We start from the raw sequence: 20199 nt of genomic DNA, 5'->3' as shown, positions 1-20199 counted from the left end.
GGGGTGGTTGGGGTCAGGGGTGGAGGTGTGAGAACGAGTGGCGTGGGCTCCGTCGAGGGCACCCGTCGGCTGCGGCCTGCTCGGGGTGTCGGGCCTGCTCGGGTTGTCCGGCGGCCTGTTGGGGTCGGCTGGCCCGCCCGACGCCTCCGGCGCGCTCAGGCCGCCCTCCGGCCCGCCCACGTCGTACAACGCGTCCGGGGAGGCGAGGACCCCCGCGAGTTCCGGAACACGGCGGGTCAGCTCGCCGAGCGGGTCGGCGCCCGGCACCAGTTGCACCACCGGACCGACGGGGCCGACCGGGCCGCCGTTCTCCTTGCTCAGCGCGCCGTTCCGCAGGGCGGGCACCAGGCCGGCGTTGAGGAGGGAGGACTTCCCGGCGCCCGAGGCGCCGACGAGCATGACGAGGCCGCCGGTCTTCTCCACGGCACGCAACTGGTCGACCAGGGCGTCGGTGCTCCGCTCCCGGCCGAAGAACCAGCGGGCGTCCTCCTGCCGGTACGAGGCCAGCCCCCGGTACGGACACACCCCGCCCGACACGGCGGGGGCCTCGGCGGCGGTCGGAGCCTGCTCCTCCTCTTCGCCGGACGTCGCCCGCTCCCACAGGCGCTGCCACTGGCCCAGGTCGTACAGCCCGGGGGAGACGGGCGTGGGACGGGCGCGCCGGGCCTGCGGGATCAGGACGTGCAGGACGGCGGACAGCGCGGCGAACTGGGCGGGCACGTTCCTGGCCCGGCGCCAGTCACTGATCCGCTGCGCGGACACCCGTACGGGCCGCCCCCGCTCGTCCACCCGCTGCAGTCGTACGACCGCCTCGGCCACGCTCTTGAGGGGAGGGTTACCGGCCTCCTTGTAGAGCAGCGCAAGCCGTTCAGCGAAGGCTGTGCGCGCCGCCGAGTCGGAACTCAAGGCCTCCACTCCCTTACTCCGCCGCACCTGGACATCCGGACCGGAAAACTCACTTTATACGGCTGACCTGCGGTAAGAGTCTCCTCCGGAGACCGGATGCTCCTCGCGCGCACCCTTCGACTGGCAGGATCACGACGCAAGTGCGCATCCGTCGCGCGTCACCCAGGCAGGCCACCAGCCCAGAGCCCGGAGAGACCACCCATGGCGCCGCATGTTCTCGGACACCTTCCGCAGGACCACCTCCCGCAACCGTCACCCGCACCCGGCGCCGCCCCAGTCCTGCTCGATCCGCGCTGACCCGTACGCCCGGGACATCACGGATCGACACCTCGCCGCCGTCCGGCACCGGTCCCCACGAGGGGAGGGACCGGTGCCGGACGACGCGGTCAGCCCGACAGCGATGCCGCGAGGTTTCTCCCACGCCGAGTGCGCGTCGGTACCGACGCTTCCGAACCACGTGATCAGCGCGACGCAGCGCCCGTCCGCGTCGTCGAGGTCGATCGCCGGGGTGGGGTTTGTGGGGTGTCGTGGAGTGGGCGGGGTGGCGGGTTCTGACGGCTGACGGCCGCGGGTTCGATCGCCCAGGTGGGGCAGCTCGGCGTCGTGGGGCGGATGGGGTGGCGGTCCGGGTCGGCCGTGGGTTGGATCGCCTAGGTGGGGCCGTGCGGTGTTGTGGAATGGACGGGGTGGCCGGCCCTGACGGCTGCGGGTTGGATCGCCGTGGTGGGCCGTGCGGTGTCGTGGAGCGGACGGGGTGGCAGGTCCGGGACGGCCGCGAAGTCGATCGCAGAGGTGGGGTTGTGCGGTCGGTGAAGCGGACGGGTGGCGGGTCCGGATCGGCCGCGGGTTCGATGGCCGAGGTGGGGTCGTGCGATGTCGTGGAGCGGACGAAGTGACTGGCCCTGATGGCCGCGAGGTCGTTTTCCACCGAGCGCTCCGCCACCGCCGCTAACACCGCCCGCCGCCGATCCGGTCGGTGACGTTCACGCGCCCGGCACACGTCTGCATGGCGCCGGGACGAACACCGCGACTCCGATCGGCAGCCCCACGGAACAGACGCGATCGAGCACCGCGGGCACGACGCCGGCCTCGCCGGCCCGGTGCTCACCCCGGCACCAGGCGAACGCCCCGCGCCGGGCGGCCCCGCCGTCCGCCAGGACCGCGTCGAGCTGGGCGAACTGGTCGCCCTACTCCCACCCGGGCACATGGGGCGCCGCCGCCGGGACGGCTGTGTCGCCCTCGCATCGACCGTGCGGGCGAGCCCGACCAGCAGACGGTCCCCTTCGGACAACAGCCGCCCCTGACGCACGGTCCGGCCCGCCGCGTCGAGCAGACGCAGCGCGATCGAGCCCGGACGAACCGCGCACGCCTCGCGCACGCTCGGGACCGCGTAGCTGCCGGCCTGGACGATCCGGGCGGGCCGGCCCTGGCCCGGAACCCCCACTGCGCTACGGGCAGTTGACACCGCGCACCGGCACGCCGCCCGGCGTCGGTCGGCACGAAGCAGTTCGCCACACCGAAGTGCCCGGCCCGCAGGCTCTCGCCGGTGAGCGCACCGAAGAACTCCCCCGACGTCGCGGCTGGCGTCCCGTCAAGCCGGGTGACGAAGCCGAAGCCGCAGTCGCCGTGGCCGCGAGCAGGGTCGTACAGACCGAAGGGGAGCGGCAGCGGAACGGCCAGGCTGCGTCGGTGAAGAGCTCGCCGCGAGTAGATGAGGAGCGTCGGAGCCGACCGTAGGCGCCCCTTACGCACCTTTCCTTCCCTCGTCAAGTCCCGAGTCCTCGGAGCATGACCCAGCTCCGAGATTCCGGCTTCATTGAAGTGCGGGCCTCACCGGAAACACCGCAAAGAGAACGAGGCCCCGGGCGTGAGAAAAGCGCCTTTCACTTCACGAGGAGAAAATCATGAACCGCATTACCCGCAAGCGTGACGGCGTCGTAAGCAAGCGAGCCCTGAGCCTGGCAACCCTGACTGCATCGGCCGTAGTCATAGGCGGCGCCGTAATCCTCCCGGCCAGCGCGGCATCGGCCACCACCATGCCCGACTCGGGCGTGACCAAGACCGTGGACCAAAAGGGCAAGGGCAAGGACAAGCACAAGGGGAAGGGGAAGAAGGACAAGAAGAAGAACAAGAAGAAGTACTGCTGGGACAAGAAGTACTACAAGGACCACTTCAAGGAGGACAAGGACGAGAAGTACTCGTGCTGGTGGAAGGAAATCAAGTTCTACTGGGACGACGACCACGACTGCTTCTACGCGATGAAGGACGGCCACCCCCGTTACTTCGTCGAGAGCCACAACAAGGGCAACTTCTTCGTCCAGAACAACATCAACATCATCAACATCAATATCAACATCAACAACAACAACCAGTTCAAGGACGAGAAGAAGGTCGAGGAGATGGAGAAGGAGGACAAGAAGGACGAGGACAAGAAGGACGAGGAGAAGAAGGACGAGGAGAAGAAGGACGAGGAGAAGAAGGACGAGGAGAAGAAGGACGAGGAGAAGAAGGACGACGAGGCGAACCAGGAGGACGAGAACAAGGAAGACGACGCCAACCAGGAGGACCAGAACCAGGAGGACGAGCAGCCGGCGGACGAGGCCCCGGCGGACGAGGAGCCCGCGGATGAGGCCCCGGCGGACGAGGAGCCTGCGGATGAGGCCCCGGCGGACGAGGAGCCCGCGGATGAGGCCCCGGCGGACGAGGAGCCCGCGGACGAGGCCCCGGCTGACGAGCAGCCGGCGGATGAGGCCCCGGCTGACGAGCAGCCGGCGGATGAGGCCCCGGCCGACGACGCCCCGGCGGACGACGCCCCGGCCGTGGACGCCCCGGTCGCCGAGGCCGTGGTGTGATCCATCCTCTCCCTGGCGATGGGGTGAAGGTCTTCCGGGACCTTCACCCCATCGCCGTCTTGGCCGTCGTGCCGTCGGAGTACGCACGTCGTACGTACCCGAGACGGCCGCTGCACGCCGCCGTGCAGGAGCCCCGCGCCGGGCGACGAGGCGGCGCCCACGGTGCGCACCTGGCCAGAGTCCGCACCCAGGGCCGCCGCGGGGACCAACACCAGCGAGGAAACCGACCGTCGGCTGGAGGCCATCGCCGACCACCCACCTCCGACGCTTCCACCACCCTCGGCCGGCCGCAGACCGAGCGCCACCCCTCCGACTTCTAAGCGCCCGCATAGAAACCACTCAAGGGCCTGATCCATTCACTGGATCAGGCCTTTGACCTGGTACTGCACTGTCGGGGTGGCGGCATTTGAACCCACGACCTCTTCGTCCCGAATGAGGTTCGGGCGTGATCATCACCGGTTGGTTTGCTGTTTTGCCTGGTCAGGGCGTTGGAGTGGGATGGTCTCGGGTGGTGTCGGAGGGGCTTGGGGAGCGGGTCGGCTCCCAGACGGCTCCCAGCGGGGAGCGGTCAGCGTGTGTCGTCGAGCCTGCGCATCAGCTCGGTGACAAGCACGTGATCGCGAGAGGCGTCGGAGCGCGCGGACGGATCCCGCTGTATCTGGTACTTCTGGAGCCACTCGCCTCGCTCTGCTTCCCGGAGCGCGAACACGCGCTCGGCTCTCTCATACACGACGGCGAACTCCGCGGGCAGCTCGTCCTGAGCCCGCTGCTTCAGGAGGAAGTCCACCAATTCCTCCAACCGTTCCAGGTAGCCGATACGTGGTTTGCGCTCGGGCTCTGCGGCGAGCCGGCGCAGCTCCTCCAGAGCGTTCCGGACCAGCCCCTGGGCCGCCTGTTCCCGGGACGCTCTGGACGGTGTCCGGCGCAGCTGGTGGTACAGCGCGATGGACCAGTACCAGTCGCCGGCCTCGACGCTCTCCAGCAGTTCGCTGTGGAGGGAGTCGGTCGCCTCTTCCCGGAATCGCTCGGCGTACGTGCTCGGCACCAACGGGCTGGCGTCGAGTGAGCCGGCCAGGCTCTCCAAATGGGAGAAGTACTCGTAGTGGATGAACGGGGGGAGAGCCTCCCGCATCACGTACGCCGCCAGCGTCGTGGAGTCCAGCAACTCGGCCGTCTCCAGCACCCACTCCAGACGGGTCGGCTGGCTCTCGTCCTCATCCCACAGCCGGGTCTCCACGTCGGCTCCCATCGCCTGCACGACGGCGGCCACGGTCGGCTCGTGCTCCCGCAGCCGGGCCAGGATGCCCGTCCCGTCGGCCATACGGGCCGCAGCGACGATCCGGCGCACCTGTGCCTCGTGGACGAGCGCCTTGAGCAGCTCCGGGAAGCGGGCGCGGCCATTGTCGAGGTGGAAACGGACGTAGTCCTCGATCGACGGGTTGTGGAACGCCACCCGCCCTTGTTCGACAGAGACCATCGTGCCGTCCGCCAGCTGCAGCGCCCTGCGGAAGCTTCTGCCGTCCGCCGCCCGGTCCATCTCCTTGCGGTACGAGCGCCAGGACTCTTGCAGGTCGTCCAGATCGGCGGATCCGAAGGTGAACAGCACCTCCAGCAGGTGGACAGCCTCGTCCGTCAGCTCGTTCTCAACGATGCGTTCCCATACACGGCGCGGGTCGTCCAGGTTCTCCAGCATCGCCGCGGCGACGTCCTGGCCGCGGCGCGCGGACAGCCGGAGGGTCTCCTCGACCAGACGAGGGTTGAAGTTCTTGTGCCGGACCACCGGACGCCACACCTTCGGATCGGCGAACCGGCGCTTGTCGTCCGGAGGCAGGGATGAGTGGTGGACGTGGTTGTAGAGGATCTGGCCCCGGACCCGCCGATGCAGGTCGGTCAGCCGGATCACGCTGACCGCATCCGACACGTCCGGCGCCGCCAGCCGGTCGTGCCGGAGACGGGCGTGCTCCAGCAGATAGTCGCGGGTCGTCATCACAAGTGCCTTGCCAGGTGTCTCCTGGATCTCCCGGATCACCGACAACAGGCGGTTGTCCTCGTTCTTGTTCAACGGTGCGTCCAGGGTCGTACGCCCCAGGAAGTCGTCGTAGAGGAACACCTGCCGAGTGCCCTCGCGCCACAGGGCGCCGATCTCGTCGACGTCCTCGGTGATCTCGTGGACCTCGTAGCCGTTGCCCATCAGCCAGGCCGCGAGCATCAGCGCCACCGTCGTCTTGCCCACCCCGGGGATGCCGGCGACGACACAGACCTGCTGGGTGTCCAGAAACTCCTGGGCTCGTTCGAAGCCCTCGTGCGGGACGAAGGTGTCGGCGACGCCTGGCAGTCGCTTCTGAAGCCACGACGAGCGCAGGTACTGGTCCTGGTTCAGCACGGTCTGAAGAACGGCGGTGCTGCTCAGCCAGAGCCGGAAGTGTCGTCGGACCAGGTCTGGACGGCGTAGCAGCTCGGCGACGATCTCATCCACTCCATACAGGTCACCGGTGTCGCCCACGAACGGGGCGAAGGCACTGCGGAGCTTTTCCTTTCCCCCGACGGTCAAGCCGACCGTCGAGGCGACGATATAGCGGTCGGGTGCCAGCACGCGGACCTTGGGCAGTTCGTCCTTGATCAGGCGTCCGATCAGCGTCTTCTGGGTCGCGCGCGGCCAGTGCTTACACTGGACGATGGTCGTCCCGGCGGGGCCGGTGTGCCGCAGGTCGATGCCAAGGTCCCGGCCGCGCGGGAAGATCTCCAGTGGGATACCAAGGACATCGCTAAACAGATCACGACAGACCACCTCGAAGTCGTGGTCCGTCAACCGTGCCAACTCGAAAGAGTCCATGCTGTGTTCGCCCCATGAATATGCCGTCAGCCTCCATTCTCCGCGCAGCGGTCCGGGCCTCGGCCGGAGGACCAGGGTCTTCCCTTCGGATACTCTCCGGGACCATGTTCGAGGGAAGCGGTCAGCCGTCGAGTAGACGCCCTCAGGAACTTCTGGCTTGGCGACGGAACGGGAGGGTATACCCGAAACTGGCGATGAAGCGCCCACCTGACGGCGGCGCTGACGCGCCGATCGGGCGCACCCGCCATACGGCGGGTGTGCCCTTCGGTTATGACAGACGCTGGGCTGTTGTACACACAGTGTGTTCGCGTCATGAGCTTGCGTCACTGAGTCCACTCGTGTACGTTCAATGACGTTCAGACGTCTGGACGTCTTTTTCACGGGGAGGCAAAGTGAGTCAGGAGCGTAGGAAGCCGGGCCTCGTTCGCGATGCCATTCTAAGCTACTTGCGAAGCATCCACCCCGCTGCAGGCAGTGTGCAAGCGATTCATGCGGCAGTCTGCAGGGAATTGCAGAGCGAGGTGCCTCCATCCTCGGTCCGGTCGTACCTGCGGCTAAACACTCCCGAGACTTTCCAGCGCACCGACCGGGGAACCTACAAGTTGAGTACAAAGTGAGCAAGAAAGCATCCGTTGCTGAACAGGGGACGATTTTTTCGTCCCCTGCATACGTCTTTGGGCAGGCGAAGCTCTACAATGCGGACTGCCTAGATTGGCTGGCCGAGCAACCCGAGAACAGTATTCATGGGTGTGTAACCGATCCGCCGTATGGCCTGGTTGAATATACCGCGCACGAGCAGCGTAAATTGCGCTCCCGAAAGGGCGGCGTTTGGCGTATTCCGCCGTCCTATGACGGCCATAAGCGGGCGCCATTGCCGCGCTTCACGACACTCACCAGCGCCGACTTGGATCACTTGCAGAAGTTCTTCCAGGAGTGGGGTGAAGCTCTGAAACGGGTGTTGGTTCCTGGTGCCCATGTGATGGTTGCGGCTAACCCTCTAGTTTCGCACCTTGTCAGCGTTGCGCTCTATAGAGCAGGGCTTGAACGCCGTGGTGAAGTCGTGCGCCTCGTCCAAACAATGCGGGGAGGTGACCGGCCTAAGAACGCTCATGAAGAATTCCCTGACGTTAGCGTAATGCCTCGCTCCCAATGGGAACCTTGGTTGCTCTTCAGGAAACTGCCTGAGGGGACTATCGCGGACAATCTGCGCAAGTGGAAGACCGGTGGCTTGCGACGAGTGAGCGGCGAACAGCCCTTCGGGGACGTGATTCGTTCGGCGCCCACAAATCGTCGCGAACGTGCGATTGCAGCGCATCCCAGCCTCAAACCGCAAGAGTTCCTGCGTCAAGCTGTTCGAGCCATATTGCCGCTCGGTGAAGGCGTCGTCCTGGATCCATTTGCCGGCTCCGGCTCCACTCTTGCGGCGGCGCATGCGGTAGGGTACGAAAGCATCGGCGTAGAGCTGGATCCGGCATATATTGAGATCGCTCGCCAAGCGGTGCCAAAGCTAGCTGAGATTTCCCCTACCGCACGGAAGCCGATCAACGGTCGAGGTAAACCCAATCCTGGCGAAGCTTTTCAAGGCCCTCGCGATTAAGAGTTGCCGTACGGGTCCCTAGCTCCCCTCGGTTGTTTCGGCGGAAATCCTCGGCCTCGACATGTCCGAGATAGACTTCGGTGAACCGCAGGGGCTCCCTATCCCAGGCAGGCTCCGTCTCGTTGTCTACTCTGTAGACAAAGACGCAGAGCCACTGGGAGCGGGCTCCGTGCATGTCGACGGCTCCCCCCGACTTGCGAGTGCTTTTAACTTCGACCCCTTGTTCGCCAGCCGCTACCGAGTCGTTGCTGTAGATGCCTTGCACGATTAGGTCAGGATGCCCATTGAAGTAGTTGTTCTCGCGGAGGACCCGCGAGTGCTTCGCAAGGCTGGCGGTGAGCATGTCCGAGATTAGACCCGAGCATGCCGCTGGTCGAAGCATGTCCTCAAATCGGCGAAGACCCTTCTCGTGCAGGCTTATGTTTACGTCGTAAAAGAAGTCGTAAACATCCTGCATTGCTGACTCGAAGTCAATGATGCGAAGTTGATACGGCAGTGAGGGGGCGGGATTGAAGGCTGACTTCTCCACCTGGTTCTTGATGAGGGACATAGCCCCTGATCTTACGGCACCAGGTCGACCGGGTATCAGGGCAGGCGCTCGTGCAGCGCATCCCCCGAGCCCCACGTCGCGTTAGACCCCTTCGGCTAACTATCGTCTGACTTCACCTGAGCGTTCCGGCTGCCAGTCCCGCCGTGCCGGGCGGCACGAGGATGTGCAGATTCCGGGGCCGAGATCACTGGAACGGCCACCGTAGCTCGCGTGGCCAGGCCCAGGCGCCCGAAAGGCCGGTGAAGCTCCCAAAGCTGACCCTCGCGCATTAGGGTGCGGGATGTGCAGCGCCCTCTGGTTCTCTTTGACCTGGACAATACCCTCGTGGACAGGCGGGGAGCACTCGACGACTGGGCTGCCGAGTTCGCCTCTCGACATGGCCTGGAGGACGAGGGACGGGCGTACGTCCTGGGCGTGTTGGCTGAGCGGGCCTATCCGGCCACCTTTGACGTGATCCGCACCCGGTACGGACTGCCCATGTCGACGGCAGAGTTGTGGCGCGTGTACTGCACCGACATCGCGGCCTTGGTGTCGTGCCCCGCCGAGGTCCTCGACGGTTTGGTCGAGCTGCGGGCTGCCGGCTGGCGAGTGGGGGTAGCGACCAACGGTGCTGTGGACATCCAGCGCGCCAAACTGCGAGCTACCGGTATTGCCGAGCGCGTGGATGGCGTCTTCGTCTCCGAGGAGGCCGGCGCGCGCAAACCGCAGACCCGGCACTTCGCCATGGCAGCGGCTCGCTGCGGCACCGTGCTGGGCGACGGCGGCTGGATGGTCGGCGACAACCCGGTCAATGACATCGGCGGCGGACGCTCAGTGGGGCTGCACACCATCTGGATCGGCGACGACCGCTCCTGGCCGCCGGACCATCCCGGACCGGACCACACGGTGCCGCGTGCCCGCGCCGCCATCGACCTACTGCTTCTGCACGCTGCCGACCGCACGAGGACCACGACATGACGGACACCATCGGGCTGCTGCACCCCGGCAGCATGGGATCCGCCTTCGGCGCCCAACTGCGCGCCCGCGGGCACGTCGTGCTGTGGTGCCCCGACGGACGCAGCGACACAACCCGCCGCCGGGCCCAGCGGGCGGGCCTCGAACCCAAGACACTGCCCGAGCTCATCTCCCGCTCCGATGTGCTGCTCTCCCTGTGCCCTACCGCCGCCGCGGAGGAGACCGCCGCCCAGGTAGCCGAGCTCGGCACGGCCGGCGTCGGCACGATCTATGTTGAAGCGAACGCCGTGTCGCCGGCGCGCGTGCAGCGCATCGCCGACCACCTGGCCCCAATGCCGGTCATCGATGCGGCCGTGGTCGGATCGCCTCCGGTGGGGGGCAAGTACCCGACGCTCTATCTGTCCGGTTCCAGCCAGCAGGCCGAGCGGATCGCCGAACTCTTCGTCGGCACCGATGTGCGGCCCCAGGTCTTGGGCGACAGCATCGGCAAAGCCTCCGCACTCAAGCTCGCGTACTCCAGCTACCAGAAGGTCTCCCGCGTGCTGGCCGCCGTGGCGTACGGGGCAGCCGCAACGTACGGCGTCGCGGACGAACTGCTGGAGATCGCAGCCAAGCGCACCCGCAGCTACCTCGTGGAGACCGACTACATCCCCAAGACGGCTGCACGAGCCTGGCGTTGGGGCCCAGAACTTGAGGATGCTGCGGCCTTGCTCGCCGACTCCGGGCTTCCGGACTCTCTCATGCACGCCGCTGCCGCGACGCTCGCGCGGTGGGACGACAACCGAGACGAGCGCCTAGACGTCGCCGGCGCGCTGGAAGCCTTGCGGGCACAAGGGGACCCGGACAATCCGAGTTGAGTGGTCGCGTCCGCTGCGTCGATGACGTCTTGGTCGTCAGGAGCGAGGTGACGACGCGCGAACGATCGCATCGATCCTGTCCGCGGCTTCTTGGGGTGCCATCGCTTCCGTGTCCACGCGCAGCTCCCACTGAGCTCGCGGATGAGACGCGAGATCGGCTTGGGTGGCGTCCCACGCGGCCAGTCGAGCCGCCGTGTCGGTGTCGCCCCGCTGCGGTGATCGTTGGGCGGTGGTCTCCTTGGAGCACCACAGCAGAACGCGCACCCACTGTGCCGGGAAGAGGGCGGTCACCTGGTGCATCCCCTCCATCTGGCCGAGGTGGACGACGGGGGTCGTGCCGCCCTCCATGGCCTGGTCGAGGCCGGGTCGGTCGACGACGTAGATGTTGTCGTACCGCTCGTTGCGGTAGATGACGTCCCCGCGTGCCTCCAGGTCGGCCAGCTGCTCCGGTGTGCCCATTCGGTAACCCTGGGTCTTCCCCGTCCCGATCTTCAGCCGAGTGAACGGTACGTACCGCGCGTCGAGTTCGGTGAGTGCCGCCGTGATCGTGTCCTTTCCTGCCGCTGGCGGCCCGTACAGCAAGATGCCTTGCCTCACTGGAACACCGTCCCGAAGACCTGGCGCACCTGGTCCGTGAGTGAGATCGCGGCGCCGAGCCGGTTGTCGACGACCAAGTGAGGCACGACAGGCCGCAGCTCAAGATCGATGCCAGCGGCGTAGGCGTCCCAGTTCTGGAGTTTCCAGCTGTCCCGGGCGGCGGACCGGAAGCTGATGTACTCATGCATCGTGTCGACGTCGCACTGAATCCAGACGACGGCCACGGTGACACCACGCGCTTCACAGCGGTTGATCAGGCGCCGCATCCAACGAGGGTCGGTGGCCTCGGCGATGAAGGGCGCGCTGAGTACGGTGCTGATTGCGCAGTCGACGTTCGCGTACGCGGTCTCCAGAAGGCACTGGTATTCCAGTGGGCGGACCTTCTCCCGGTAGAGGTCGGTGTGCCGGTCGTTGGGCTCGCTGCCCATTTCGATGAGGAGTCGCTCGACGAGGGGGCGTGTGATCGGGTCCTTATCGAGGACGGGCCAGCCGGTGAGCTGGGATATGAAGCGGGCGAACTCCGATTTCCCGCTGCCCGCGTAGCCGCCGACCATCAGCAGGGTCGGCTTGTTGGGGTCGCCGCCTGTGTGGCGGCGTTTCCAGGCGTCGAGGATGCGCTGCTGCATGCCCTGCCCGTCAGAGTCCTCCGTCCCGGGTGCGAGTTGGAGCAACGCGCGCTCCACGGCGAGGACATGGGCTCCGTTGTGAGGCTCGGTCGACGAGGTGAACTTGAGCTTCGTGGCCTCGTCGGGCAGAGCATTGCGGAAGCCGAGCTCGGGCTCGGTCGCGCGGTACAGCAGGCAGTACGCGCGGCGGTAGTGCGGCCCGGGGTAGACCTCGCCCTGCTCGTGCTGCCACAGCGTCTGGAAGTTGGCGGCCGGCACTGCGAGCCCCGCGGCCCGGGCCACTTCGCGCAGCTGCTCGCCCGCGCCTTCGAGGGTCAGGCCGTGGGCTTCGCGTTGCTGCCTCAACCTGTCCGGACGCCAACCCGGGCGACTCTTCCCCACCGCGCCTACCGCCTGCCCATTCCTGGTCATGATTCGGAGCCTAGGTCAGCCTCTCATGAGCGCGTGTGTAAGCGGATGTTGAAAAGTCAGACCTACCAGCCATGAACCGCTGATGAGCAGCATCGGCAAGAGCTCGTGATACTCCGAGAGCCTCCGGACCGCTGTCATGGTCACACCGACGCGGTCACCACATACCGCCTCGGTCTCCACTGTCAGTACGAGATCGGAAGGGGCTCCGCGGTGGCTGTCGATGTTGCTGTCCTGCTGCTCCTCGGCATCGTGATCGTCTTCTTGTGCCGGGGAGGTGGGCTCAAGGCGGGTCACGCCGTGGTGTGTGCGGTCTTCGGCCTCTACCTCGCCGGCACCGACAACGTCGGCCCGTTCGTGAAGGACGTCACGGCGTCGATCGCGGATCTGCTGTCGGGGCTGAGGCTGTGAGCGCGTCGATGTCTCCGCACCCATCCAGCTCTTGGAATGACTCCACGGAAAGGAGGCAACCTGTGATCGATGGCGACGTGACGGTGCATGAAGCCGAGCTCCTGTACGGTCCGTTCGTCCGTGCGACCGTCAAGCCGTACGCCATGACGCAGCGGGCAGTCGACGGTGGTTCTCTGCTGAAGGTCTACGCGGGGGTGGATCCCGAGGGCCGGCGGCACCGTGAGGCGGACGCGGTTCGGCGTGCGGCTCACTGGGGTCTTTCGGTGCCAGAAGTCCTGGCCACAGGCAGGTGTGACGCAGGATCTTGGTCGGTGTTCAGCATGCTGCCGGGCGTGCCGTGTGGCGTGCGCACGGAGCGGGCGATCAAGGAGTACATAGATCACGTCATTCGCCTGACGGACAGGCTTCACCAGTCTTCGCGCGATCTCACACCCGGCTCCGGCTGGGGCGGTGAACGAGAGAGCCCGGCGACGCAGCCCCAATTCCTGCTCGACCAGCTCTCCCCGCGCTGCCGGGAACGGCCGTGGTGGGCAGCGCTGGCCGAGGCCCTCCAACCGCTTGAGTCCCATCCCGTGGTCTACCTTCATGGCGATCTCAAGCCCGAGCACCTCTTGGCCGACGACTCCCAGCTGAGCGTTGTCGACTGGGAGGCCAGCGCCCGCGGGCCCGCCGTCGCCGACTACGCCGACGTGGTGTTCCACCTTGTACGTGACCTGCTGTACGGGGGCGTGAAGCCTGGCTGTGGCCCGATCGATCTCATGACCCGGCTGCCGTTCAGCGGTCCTGTGCTGGCCTGGCGCCTACTGCTCTGGCTTGATCGCCGTCGCCCTCAGGACATCGACCTCATCGCGGCGCGCGATGTCCACCAGCTTGCCGCCGAGGACCACGCGCCAGCTGCCTACGCCTCGCTGGCTGCGGCCGTCTCAGCCCTGCGCGCCGCCGGCGTCCCGCGCTGAATCCTCGCCCCTTGCTCGCCCAGGCGTGTCAACGCCTGCACCCATCCACCTTTCGTGCACACCAAACGGGAGTTCGTCATGCCTCGTACCAGCACGACCATCGGCAACAGCCACATCGTCATCGACACCGCCATGGCCCGACCGGACGCGACGACCATCGTGGAAAGGAAGGGCCTCGGTCACCCGGACACCCTGGCTGACCACCTCGCCGAGCGGCTTTCCCGTGCCTACAGCCACCACACCGTCGAGCGCTTCGGCGCGGTGCTGCACCACAACTTCGACAAGCTCGCCCTCCTTGGCGGCGCGAGCGAGGTCCGGTACGGCGCCGGCCGGATGACCGCCCCGGTCAGGGTGCTCGTCAACGGCCGTGCCGCTCCCATGTGTGGCGGGCAGCGGATTCCCGTCGAGGAGATCGTGGAGGCCGAGGTGCGGGCGTTCTTCGGCGAGCGACTCCCCGAGGTCTCGGACCATCTCGACATCGTCTTCAACATCACCAGCAATTCGAGCCCGGGTGCCGTTCTCACGGGTGACGAGGTGCCCGACCGGACGCGTTGGTTCAACCCGCGGTCGATCGAGGACCTGCGGGAGCGGCGAGTTCGGCTGTCCAACGACACGTCACTGGGAACCGGTTGGGCACCGGAGAACACCTTCGAGTCGTTCGTCCGCGAGTTGGTGAACCACTTCTCCGGGGACAGCGAGTTCACCCGCGCCCACGCCTGGTGCGGGTCGGACGTCAAGCTCATGGGTTACTGGGATGGAGAGCAGGCCGACGTCGTGCTCTGCGTCCCGCAGAAGTCGCGGTTCGTCGCCAGCCGGGCCGAGTACGTGCGGAACGCGGAGAGCGTGCTCGCCGAGTGCCACAGGCTCGCGGAGCTCCGGCTCCCCGGTGGCGGGGCGCGGTTCCGACTCAACGCGCGTGACGTCCCGGAGAAGGACGAGCTGTACCTCACGTACACCGGCAGCTCGATCGAATCCGGCGACGAAGGCGTCGTCGGTCGCGGCAACCGGGTCAACGGGCTCATCACGCCGCTGCGGCCGATGAACCTGGAGGGCGCCAACGGCAAGAACCCGGTGTACCACGTGGGGAAGCTCTACAACATCGCCGCCCGACGGCTCGCCGAGCGGCTACACGAGGCGACCGGGGAGCACGCCGAGGTCCACCTGGTGAGCGCTACCGGGCAGCGCCTCGACCAGCCGTGGCGCGTCCTCGTCCGTCTGTCGTCTCCGGACGCAGAGATGGACAAGGTCCAGGCATTGGTAGAGGAAACGCTGGGTGAGTTTCCCGCCCTCACCGACGAGTTGGTCTCCGACGGGATCGTGCTGAGCTGATGTCGAAGCGGACGCTTGGAGAGGTCTCCACGGAGTGCCGGGAGCGCTTGATCACGCACTATGGCTCCGAGATCTCCGGATGGCTCGACACCGTGCCCGATCTGCTGGACCAGGCAGCCGAGCGCTGGAAGCTCACGCTCGGCGTGTACCACGACGCCGGACACGCTTCCGTGGTCGCCACGGCCGTCACCCTCGACGGGCGTCCGCTGCTCCTCAAGGCGTGGGCTGACCCCGCCCGGTTCCGCAACGAGGTGACCGCCCTGCGCCTTTGGGCGGGTGGTCCCACGGCGGACGTTGTCGAAGTTGCGGACGACCTCGCCGCAGCGGCACTGGAGATGATCGGCGGCGAGCCGGGCGGCGGCGAACGGCCGTCACGGGAGCTGCAAATGGTGGCTGCCGCCCTCCATGGGCTCCACACGTTCGGTCGCCGCCGTCCCCGACCGTGTGACCTCCCGCCTCTGACCACATACCTGGATGAGGAAATACGCCCGCGGGTGCGGCGCAGACTGGAAACGGTCGACCTCGGCTCGTGGCACGAGCTCGTCAACGTGGTCCTCCCCGAGCTCCTGGCCTTGGAGGAGGACGACGGCCGCGCGACGGTCCTGCACGCGGACCTCTACCGCGAGAACGTGCTCTTCGACTGGCTGGGGCATCCGCGGTTCATCGATCCTCTTCCGATGGCGGGCGACGCCGCCTTCGACTGGGCTTTCTGGACCGTGTACTACGACCTTGGGCACGGCACCGACGCTCGCCTGGCTACAGCCTCCCGCATCGCGCGTATCCCCGTCCCCGTGCTCGCGCCGTGGTGCCGAGCCCTGGCAGTGGACGGTCTCCTCTACTACCTCGAAACCGCTGATCCACGCGCACCACGGATGGCCGACGTCCTCGCGCGGTTGTCGGCGCCGATCCAAGGGAACCGACCATGACGACTTACGTGCTCCGCCACGGACCGACCGACTACAGCCGGCGCTACCTGGTCAACGGCGACCCGGCCAAACCCATCCACCTGAATGAAGACGGCCAGCGGGCGCTGACCAGGGGATGGAACAGCTTGCCCCTCCACAGCGTGAGTACGTGGGTGGCCAGCGATTTTCCCCGTGCACAGCAGACCGCGAACTTGCTGATGGGAGTCCCTGGACCGGAACTGATCACCGAATCGCGGCTGAACGAACTCGACTACGGGAAATTCGAAGGAGGTCCGTTCCTCGAATACGCCGCCTGGCTCGACGGGCACGGCGCCGACGAGCGACCGCCCGGGAGCACCGAGTCGCAGAGCGAGGGAATCCGCAGGATGCTCACAGGGGTCCTCGCGGCTCTGGACCATCCCGGCCCTCGCGTCCTCGTGGCCCACGGCCTGCTGGTCTCCGTACTCCTGTGGCACCGCGCACGGACTCCGGACGAGGTCATGCCTCTGTTCTTCCCCGAGGCCCCCTACGTCGAGCCCATCGCCATCCGTGACGACGAGCTGCCGGAATTCATCGGGACGCTGATGCGCGATCTTGAAACTGGCGCCGAGCGTCGCGCCGCTGACAACGGTGACGGGAGGATATTCCGGAACGGGAACGGTTCGACGGTTGCTACCGTCGATTCCGCATCCCCATCCCACTCGCAGGATCAGAAGGATCTTCCTCATGCATGATGCCCGCGCCCTGATCGACATGGGTGCCGAAGCGGTTCGTCGGCTCGCTCGTCGCGGTTACTCGCTGGACCTGTCCGAGCTGGAGTCCCTCCACTCTCGGCGCAACCAGAACATCCGCTCGGCCGACGAGCTGCGGGCAGAGTCCAAGCGAGTGGCGAGCGAGGTCCAGCAGACTGCCAAGCAGGGCGGTGACATCACCAAGCTCAAGGAGCGCGCCCGCGAGCTGAAGGACCAGATCCGCGAGATCGAAGCTGGCCAGGAGGAGATCGAGGCCCAGCTTCGCGACCTGCTGCTGAGCATCCCGAACCTGCCGGACGACTCGGCCCCTGACGGCGACTCCGAGGAGTTCGCCGTCGAAATCCGGCGCGTCGGCACGCCTCCCGCGTTCCCGTTCGAGCCGAAGGACCACGTCGACCTCGGCGAGGCCACCGGCATCCTCGACTTCGGCAGGGCGACGAAGCTGTCCGGACCGCGTTTCGCGGTCTCGCGCGGTGCGGGTGCCGCCCTGGAGCGCGCTCTGGCGACGCTCTTCCTCGACCTCCACACCCGTCGGCACGGCTACGTCGAGTACGCGGTCCCCTACCTGGTCAGCCGCAAGACCATGACCGGTACCGGACAGCTCCCGAAGTTCGAGGAGGACCTGTTCAAGACCGGCGTCGCCGACCGCGAGCTGTTCCTCATCCCGACGGCTGAGGTCCCGCTGACCAACCTCTACGCGGACGAGATCATCCCTCCGGCGGAGCTGCCGCTGGCGCTCACCGCGCATACCCCCTGCTTCCGGTCCGAGGCCGGTTCGTACGGCCGCGACACCCGGGGCCTGATCCGCCAGCACCAGTTCGCGAAGGTAGAGATCGTCCGGCTCGTCGACCCGGCGGACGCCGACGCCGAGCTGGAGAAGATGATCGGCCATGCCGAGGCGTGCTTGAAGGAGCTCGGTCTCGCCTACCGCGTCATCAAACTGGCCGCCGGCGACACAGGCTTCTCGGCCCAGCTCACCTACGACATCGAGGTCTGGATCCCGAGCCAGAACACGTACCGCGAGATCTCCTCGGTCTCCAACTTCGGCACTTTCCAGGCCCGTCGGGCGAACATCCGGACCCGTGGCGAGGACGGCAAGCCCAAGCTCGTCGCCACGCTCAACGGCTCCGGCCTGCCCGTCGGTCGCACCCTGGCCGCTCTCCTTGAGCAGTGCCAGCAGCAGGACGGTTCCATCCTCCTGCCCGAATCCCTCGTCCCGTACCTCGGCTTCCGCCGGATCTCGGCGGACGGAACACCGGAGGCATAGTGCTCGTCGGCGTCTGCGACTTCCCTGGTAGCTACGCTTTTCCACCTGCCGGATACGGCGGAATCGAACGATGGCTGTGGGCGGTCGCCACAGGCGCCCGAGCCGCTGGCGCCGACGTACACCTCCTCGGGCCGGGCTGGCTCACGGACCTGGAACACGACTGGGTCCGTAAGCCGGTCCGCCTGGAGGACGTCAAGCCCGGAACCCTCGCCGAGCGCGAACTGCGCGACAGCGGCTACGACCTCCTGGTCGTCGGCCATGAGTACCCGTCGCTTCCCGCCTGGTTCCGCACATGGAGCGAGCTGGACTGCGACGTCGCCACGTTTCAGCACTCGCCGGTCTTCCAGCACACCGCCACCGCCTTCGACGGCCAGCGGTCGCGGCTCTATTGCTACTCGCCTGAGATGACCGAGCGCTACGCCGGCCACCGGCCGATACCTGAACTCGCTGTTCACCTGGGCCTCCACGAGGAGGAACCTCCGGCCACCGCCGGTACCGACCTCGTCTGGCTCGGCCGGATCGACGAGGACAAGGCTCCGCACATCGCGGTGCGGGCGGCACAGATCCTCGACCGCCGGATCCGAATCGTCGGTCCGGTCTTCGACAAGGAGTATGTGCGCTGCCACGAGGACCTCCTCGGCGCCGAACACGTGGAGTGGGTCGGGGAACTCGGTGGCTCCGCCAAGACGGCCGTGATCGCCGAGGCGTCTGTCTTCGTCTATACGTACGCCCGTGGGTACGTGGAGGCCGGTGCCGCTGTCTTCGGTGAATCTCTTCGCGCCGGCACCCCCATGGCGGCTCTGACCTGGCGGGAAGGGACATGCGCCCAGGCGGCCCTGTGCAACGAGACCGGTGGGGTCGCCGTCGTTGACCCGCTGGAGGACGACGAGACGGCGGCGCGAAGGCTCGCCGACGAGATCCAGCAGGCGGAAGACCTCGACCACCGCCGGGTCCAGGCCATCGGGATGCAGCGCTTCGACCCGGTCCGCCACTTCCAGGCGATGGCGACGCGATCGTGCTGACGCGCGTGCTCGGGGAAGACTTGGCCCGGCAGATCCCCGGCGTACTGCGTGCTGCGTTAGGCCCCCACTGGGAGTTCACGGTCGACGGCCCTCACATCCAGGTCCGCCACCCGAACCGCGGTACCCCCTACAGGCCACCGCGCAGACCGCCCTCATGGAGGGAGCTGCTCGATTCCCTGGAGACGGGCTTCGCGCGAGTTGGGGCCCCACGCGATGCCTGCCTTCCCCTCCGATGGGGGCGGGAGACCGAACTGACCATCTCCGCGGTCCAGGCACTTGACCCACTTCTCAAAGACGGCCAACTCCGCACGCACCGAAGCGGGTTCCTTCCCCAGCCAGTCGTCCGCTTCACAGGCCAGCGCGACACCACCGGCCACTTGAAGGACGGCTTCCTGACCTCCTTTGTCAACGTGTCCAGGGTCCAACCCATAGGCGGCCTGGACGAGTACGGCGCCATCCTCGATGGCTGGCTGACAGTCCTTTCTCAACTCGGCTTCCACGCACGGCACCTGAGTATCAACGGCGACCTGGTCTCGTGGCGTCGGCGTCAGGTGGAGGGGATCACGCTGCGCTTCCGCCATCTGGACAGCACCCTTGGCGACATCGTTCTCCTGTGGAACACCGAACACCCAGGCCGGATAGCCGTAGACCTCGGCAGCGGACTGGAACGCCTGGCATGGGCTCGCACGCAGGAGCGCTGGCACCAACTGATCTACGGCAGCTTCGCCGGGACTGCGCCGCCGGCCACGCTGGATGCCATCCGTACGGCCACGCTCCTCCTCGGACACGGGATCACCCCAGCTGCCCGAGGAGCGGGAGGAATCACCCGGCGTGTCGTTGGCGCCATCGACCGAGATGCCGCACGCCTTGGCGTTGGGGCCCTGGTCCGGGACATGTATGCCTATTGGTCGCTCGTTGGTGCGCTGCGCGCACCGTGGCCAGAGATCGCCCGTGCCATCGAGGAGGAGATGCGTCTGTAGGGGCGAATCCCAGTGCCTGTCAGCCTGATGATTGAGAAGTACGAAGGCGCGCATTCTCCGCCTCCAAGGCGGCCACACGACGTTCGAGCTCCGCTCGTGTTGGCTTCCTCGAAGGCGCACACAGGCCAAGTACCCCCGCGACAGGGCGAAGGGCTCATCTCGCCTTCTGCGGGACCGACACCCTGATTCCACACTGCCGCGGTTGAACACCGAACCGAACGGTGCGCACTATCCAGAACGGCGCCATCGCGAGCAGGCCCGTGGACATCCACCCCAGTCCGCGCAGGTCAGCGGGCTACCCACGACTGACTTCGCTGTCAAAGGGCAAGTTCGCCGGGGGCAGACAGGAAAGACCCCCTGAAGGGGTGGTGCACGGGCGGCTAGCCATGTCAACGTA

Annotated in this window: 17 protein-coding genes; 12 read left to right on the top strand and 5 right to left on the bottom strand. The window is 66.9% G+C overall.

Going from position 1 to position 20199, the window contains the following annotated elements:
• Positions 1-915, bottom strand: a 915-nt coding sequence (locus L0P92_RS16940) for an nSTAND1 domain-containing NTPase (protein ID WP_443733036.1), incomplete at its 3' end; no start/stop codon positions are given.
• Between the two features lie 2042 nt (positions 916-2957).
• On the opposite strand from L0P92_RS16940, the gene L0P92_RS16935 reads away from it, so the two are divergent.
• Positions 2958-3758 carry a hypothetical protein gene (locus L0P92_RS16935; RefSeq protein ID WP_234763549.1) on the top strand — a complete coding sequence of 267 codons (801 nt, stop codon included), beginning with the start codon at positions 2958-2960 and terminating at the stop codon, positions 3756-3758.
• Between the two features lie 568 nt (positions 3759-4326).
• On the opposite strand, the gene L0P92_RS16930 is transcribed toward L0P92_RS16935, so the two are convergent.
• On the bottom strand, positions 4327-6591 hold the full coding sequence (locus tag L0P92_RS16930) for an nSTAND3 domain-containing NTPase (protein ID WP_234763548.1): 2265 nt from the start codon (positions 6589-6591) through the stop codon (positions 4327-4329).
• Positions 6592-7204: 613 nt separating this feature from the next.
• Between L0P92_RS16930 and L0P92_RS16925 the strand changes: the two genes are divergently transcribed.
• Positions 7205-8188 carry a DNA-methyltransferase gene (locus L0P92_RS16925; RefSeq protein ID WP_234763547.1) on the top strand — a complete coding sequence of 328 codons (984 nt, stop codon included), beginning with the start codon at positions 7205-7207 and terminating at the stop codon, positions 8186-8188.
• On the opposite strand, the gene L0P92_RS16920 is transcribed toward L0P92_RS16925, so the two are convergent.
• Complete coding sequence (locus L0P92_RS16920) at positions 8133-8738, bottom strand: hypothetical protein (protein WP_234763546.1); 606 nt, start codon at positions 8736-8738, stop codon at positions 8133-8135. The two genes, L0P92_RS16925 and L0P92_RS16920, sit on opposite strands and share 56 nt — an antisense overlap.
• 282 nt (positions 8739-9020) lie before the next feature.
• Here L0P92_RS16920 and L0P92_RS16915 point away from each other — a divergent pair, with 282 nt between their 5' ends.
• Both L0P92_RS16915 and L0P92_RS16910 read left to right on the top strand, forming a co-directional pair.
• Positions 9021-9695, top strand: coding sequence for an HAD family hydrolase (locus L0P92_RS16915; RefSeq protein WP_234763545.1), 675 nt, complete (start codon positions 9021-9023; stop codon positions 9693-9695).
• A complete protein-coding gene (locus L0P92_RS16910) occupies positions 9692-10549 on the top strand; it encodes an NAD(P)-dependent oxidoreductase (RefSeq protein WP_234763544.1) in 858 nt (285 codons plus the stop codon). The genes L0P92_RS16915 and L0P92_RS16910 overlap by 4 nt, the downstream gene beginning before the upstream one ends.
• Before the next feature lie 36 nt (positions 10550-10585).
• Here L0P92_RS16910 and L0P92_RS16905 read toward each other — a convergent pair whose 3' ends face one another.
• A complete protein-coding gene (locus tag L0P92_RS16905; RefSeq protein WP_234763543.1) occupies positions 10586-11146 on the bottom strand; it encodes a phosphotransferase-like protein in 561 nt (186 codons plus the stop codon).
• Positions 11143-12183 (bottom strand): AAA family ATPase, encoded by a 1041-nt coding sequence (locus L0P92_RS16900; protein ID WP_234763542.1) that lies wholly within the window; start codon positions 12181-12183, stop codon positions 11143-11145. Before L0P92_RS16900 ends, L0P92_RS16905 begins: the two co-directional genes overlap by 4 nt.
• 210 nt (positions 12184-12393) lie before the next feature.
• On the opposite strand from L0P92_RS16900, the gene L0P92_RS16895 reads away from it, so the two are divergent.
• From L0P92_RS16895 to L0P92_RS16860, 8 genes are all read left to right on the top strand, one after another.
• Complete coding sequence (locus tag L0P92_RS16895) at positions 12394-12591, top strand: hypothetical protein (protein ID WP_234763541.1); 198 nt, start codon at positions 12394-12396, stop codon at positions 12589-12591.
• A 62-nt stretch (positions 12592-12653) separates the two neighbouring features.
• On the top strand, positions 12654-13547 hold the full coding sequence (locus tag L0P92_RS16890; protein ID WP_234763540.1) for an aminoglycoside phosphotransferase family protein: 894 nt from the start codon (positions 12654-12656) through the stop codon (positions 13545-13547).
• 78 nt (positions 13548-13625) lie between these two features.
• A complete protein-coding gene (locus L0P92_RS16885; RefSeq protein WP_234763539.1) occupies positions 13626-14876 on the top strand; it encodes a methionine adenosyltransferase in 1251 nt (416 codons plus the stop codon).
• 47 nt (positions 14877-14923) lie between these two features.
• On the top strand, positions 14924-15802 hold the full coding sequence (locus L0P92_RS16880) for an aminoglycoside phosphotransferase family protein (protein ID WP_234763538.1): 879 nt from the start codon (positions 14924-14926) through the stop codon (positions 15800-15802).
• Positions 15799-16515, top strand: a complete 717-nt coding sequence (locus L0P92_RS16875) for a histidine phosphatase family protein (protein WP_234763537.1) — start codon at positions 15799-15801, stop codon at positions 16513-16515. Before L0P92_RS16880 ends, L0P92_RS16875 begins: the two co-directional genes overlap by 4 nt.
• Positions 16508-17800: a serine--tRNA ligase gene (gene serS / locus L0P92_RS16870; RefSeq protein ID WP_234763536.1), complete on the top strand. Its 1293-nt coding sequence runs from the start codon at positions 16508-16510 to the stop codon at positions 17798-17800. Before L0P92_RS16875 ends, serS begins: the two co-directional genes overlap by 8 nt.
• The gene (locus L0P92_RS45490; RefSeq protein WP_234763535.1) at positions 17800-18822 is read left to right on the top strand and encodes a glycosyltransferase; all 1023 of its coding nucleotides are present in this window, start codon (positions 17800-17802) and stop codon (positions 18820-18822) included. The genes serS and L0P92_RS45490 overlap by 1 nt, the downstream gene beginning before the upstream one ends.
• A gap of 377 nt (positions 18823-19199) precedes the next feature.
• Positions 19200-19802 carry a hypothetical protein gene (locus L0P92_RS16860; protein ID WP_234763534.1) on the top strand — a complete coding sequence of 201 codons (603 nt, stop codon included), beginning with the start codon at positions 19200-19202 and terminating at the stop codon, positions 19800-19802.
• Positions 19803-20199: the final 397 nt, after the last annotated feature.

Origin of the sequence: Streptomyces muensis (assembly GCF_021474425.1) — a bacterium.
Taxonomy (GTDB): domain Bacteria; phylum Actinomycetota; class Actinomycetes; order Streptomycetales; family Streptomycetaceae; genus Streptomyces; species Streptomyces muensis.
The sequence above is the reverse complement of the archived record's forward strand: the minus strand, read 5'-3'. Positions and strand labels throughout refer to the sequence as shown.

Coding starts and splice junctions, on each gene's coding strand:
- L0P92_RS16930 (WP_234763548.1), bottom strand. CDS start 6,591: ATGGACTCTTTCGAGTTGGCACGGTTGACGGACCACGACTTCGAGGTG.
- serS (WP_234763536.1), top strand. CDS start 16,508: ATGCATGATGCCCGCGCCCTGATCGACATGGGTGCCGAAGCGGTTCGT.
- L0P92_RS16910 (WP_234763544.1), top strand. CDS start 9,692: ATGACGGACACCATCGGGCTGCTGCACCCCGGCAGCATGGGATCCGCC.
- L0P92_RS16900 (WP_234763542.1), bottom strand. CDS start 12,183: ATGACCAGGAATGGGCAGGCGGTAGGCGCGGTGGGGAAGAGTCGCCCG.
- L0P92_RS16875 (WP_234763537.1), top strand. CDS start 15,799: ATGACGACTTACGTGCTCCGCCACGGACCGACCGACTACAGCCGGCGC.
- L0P92_RS16920 (WP_234763546.1), bottom strand. CDS start 8,738: ATGTCCCTCATCAAGAACCAGGTGGAGAAGTCAGCCTTCAATCCCGCC.
- L0P92_RS16885 (WP_234763539.1), top strand. CDS start 13,626: ATGCCTCGTACCAGCACGACCATCGGCAACAGCCACATCGTCATCGAC.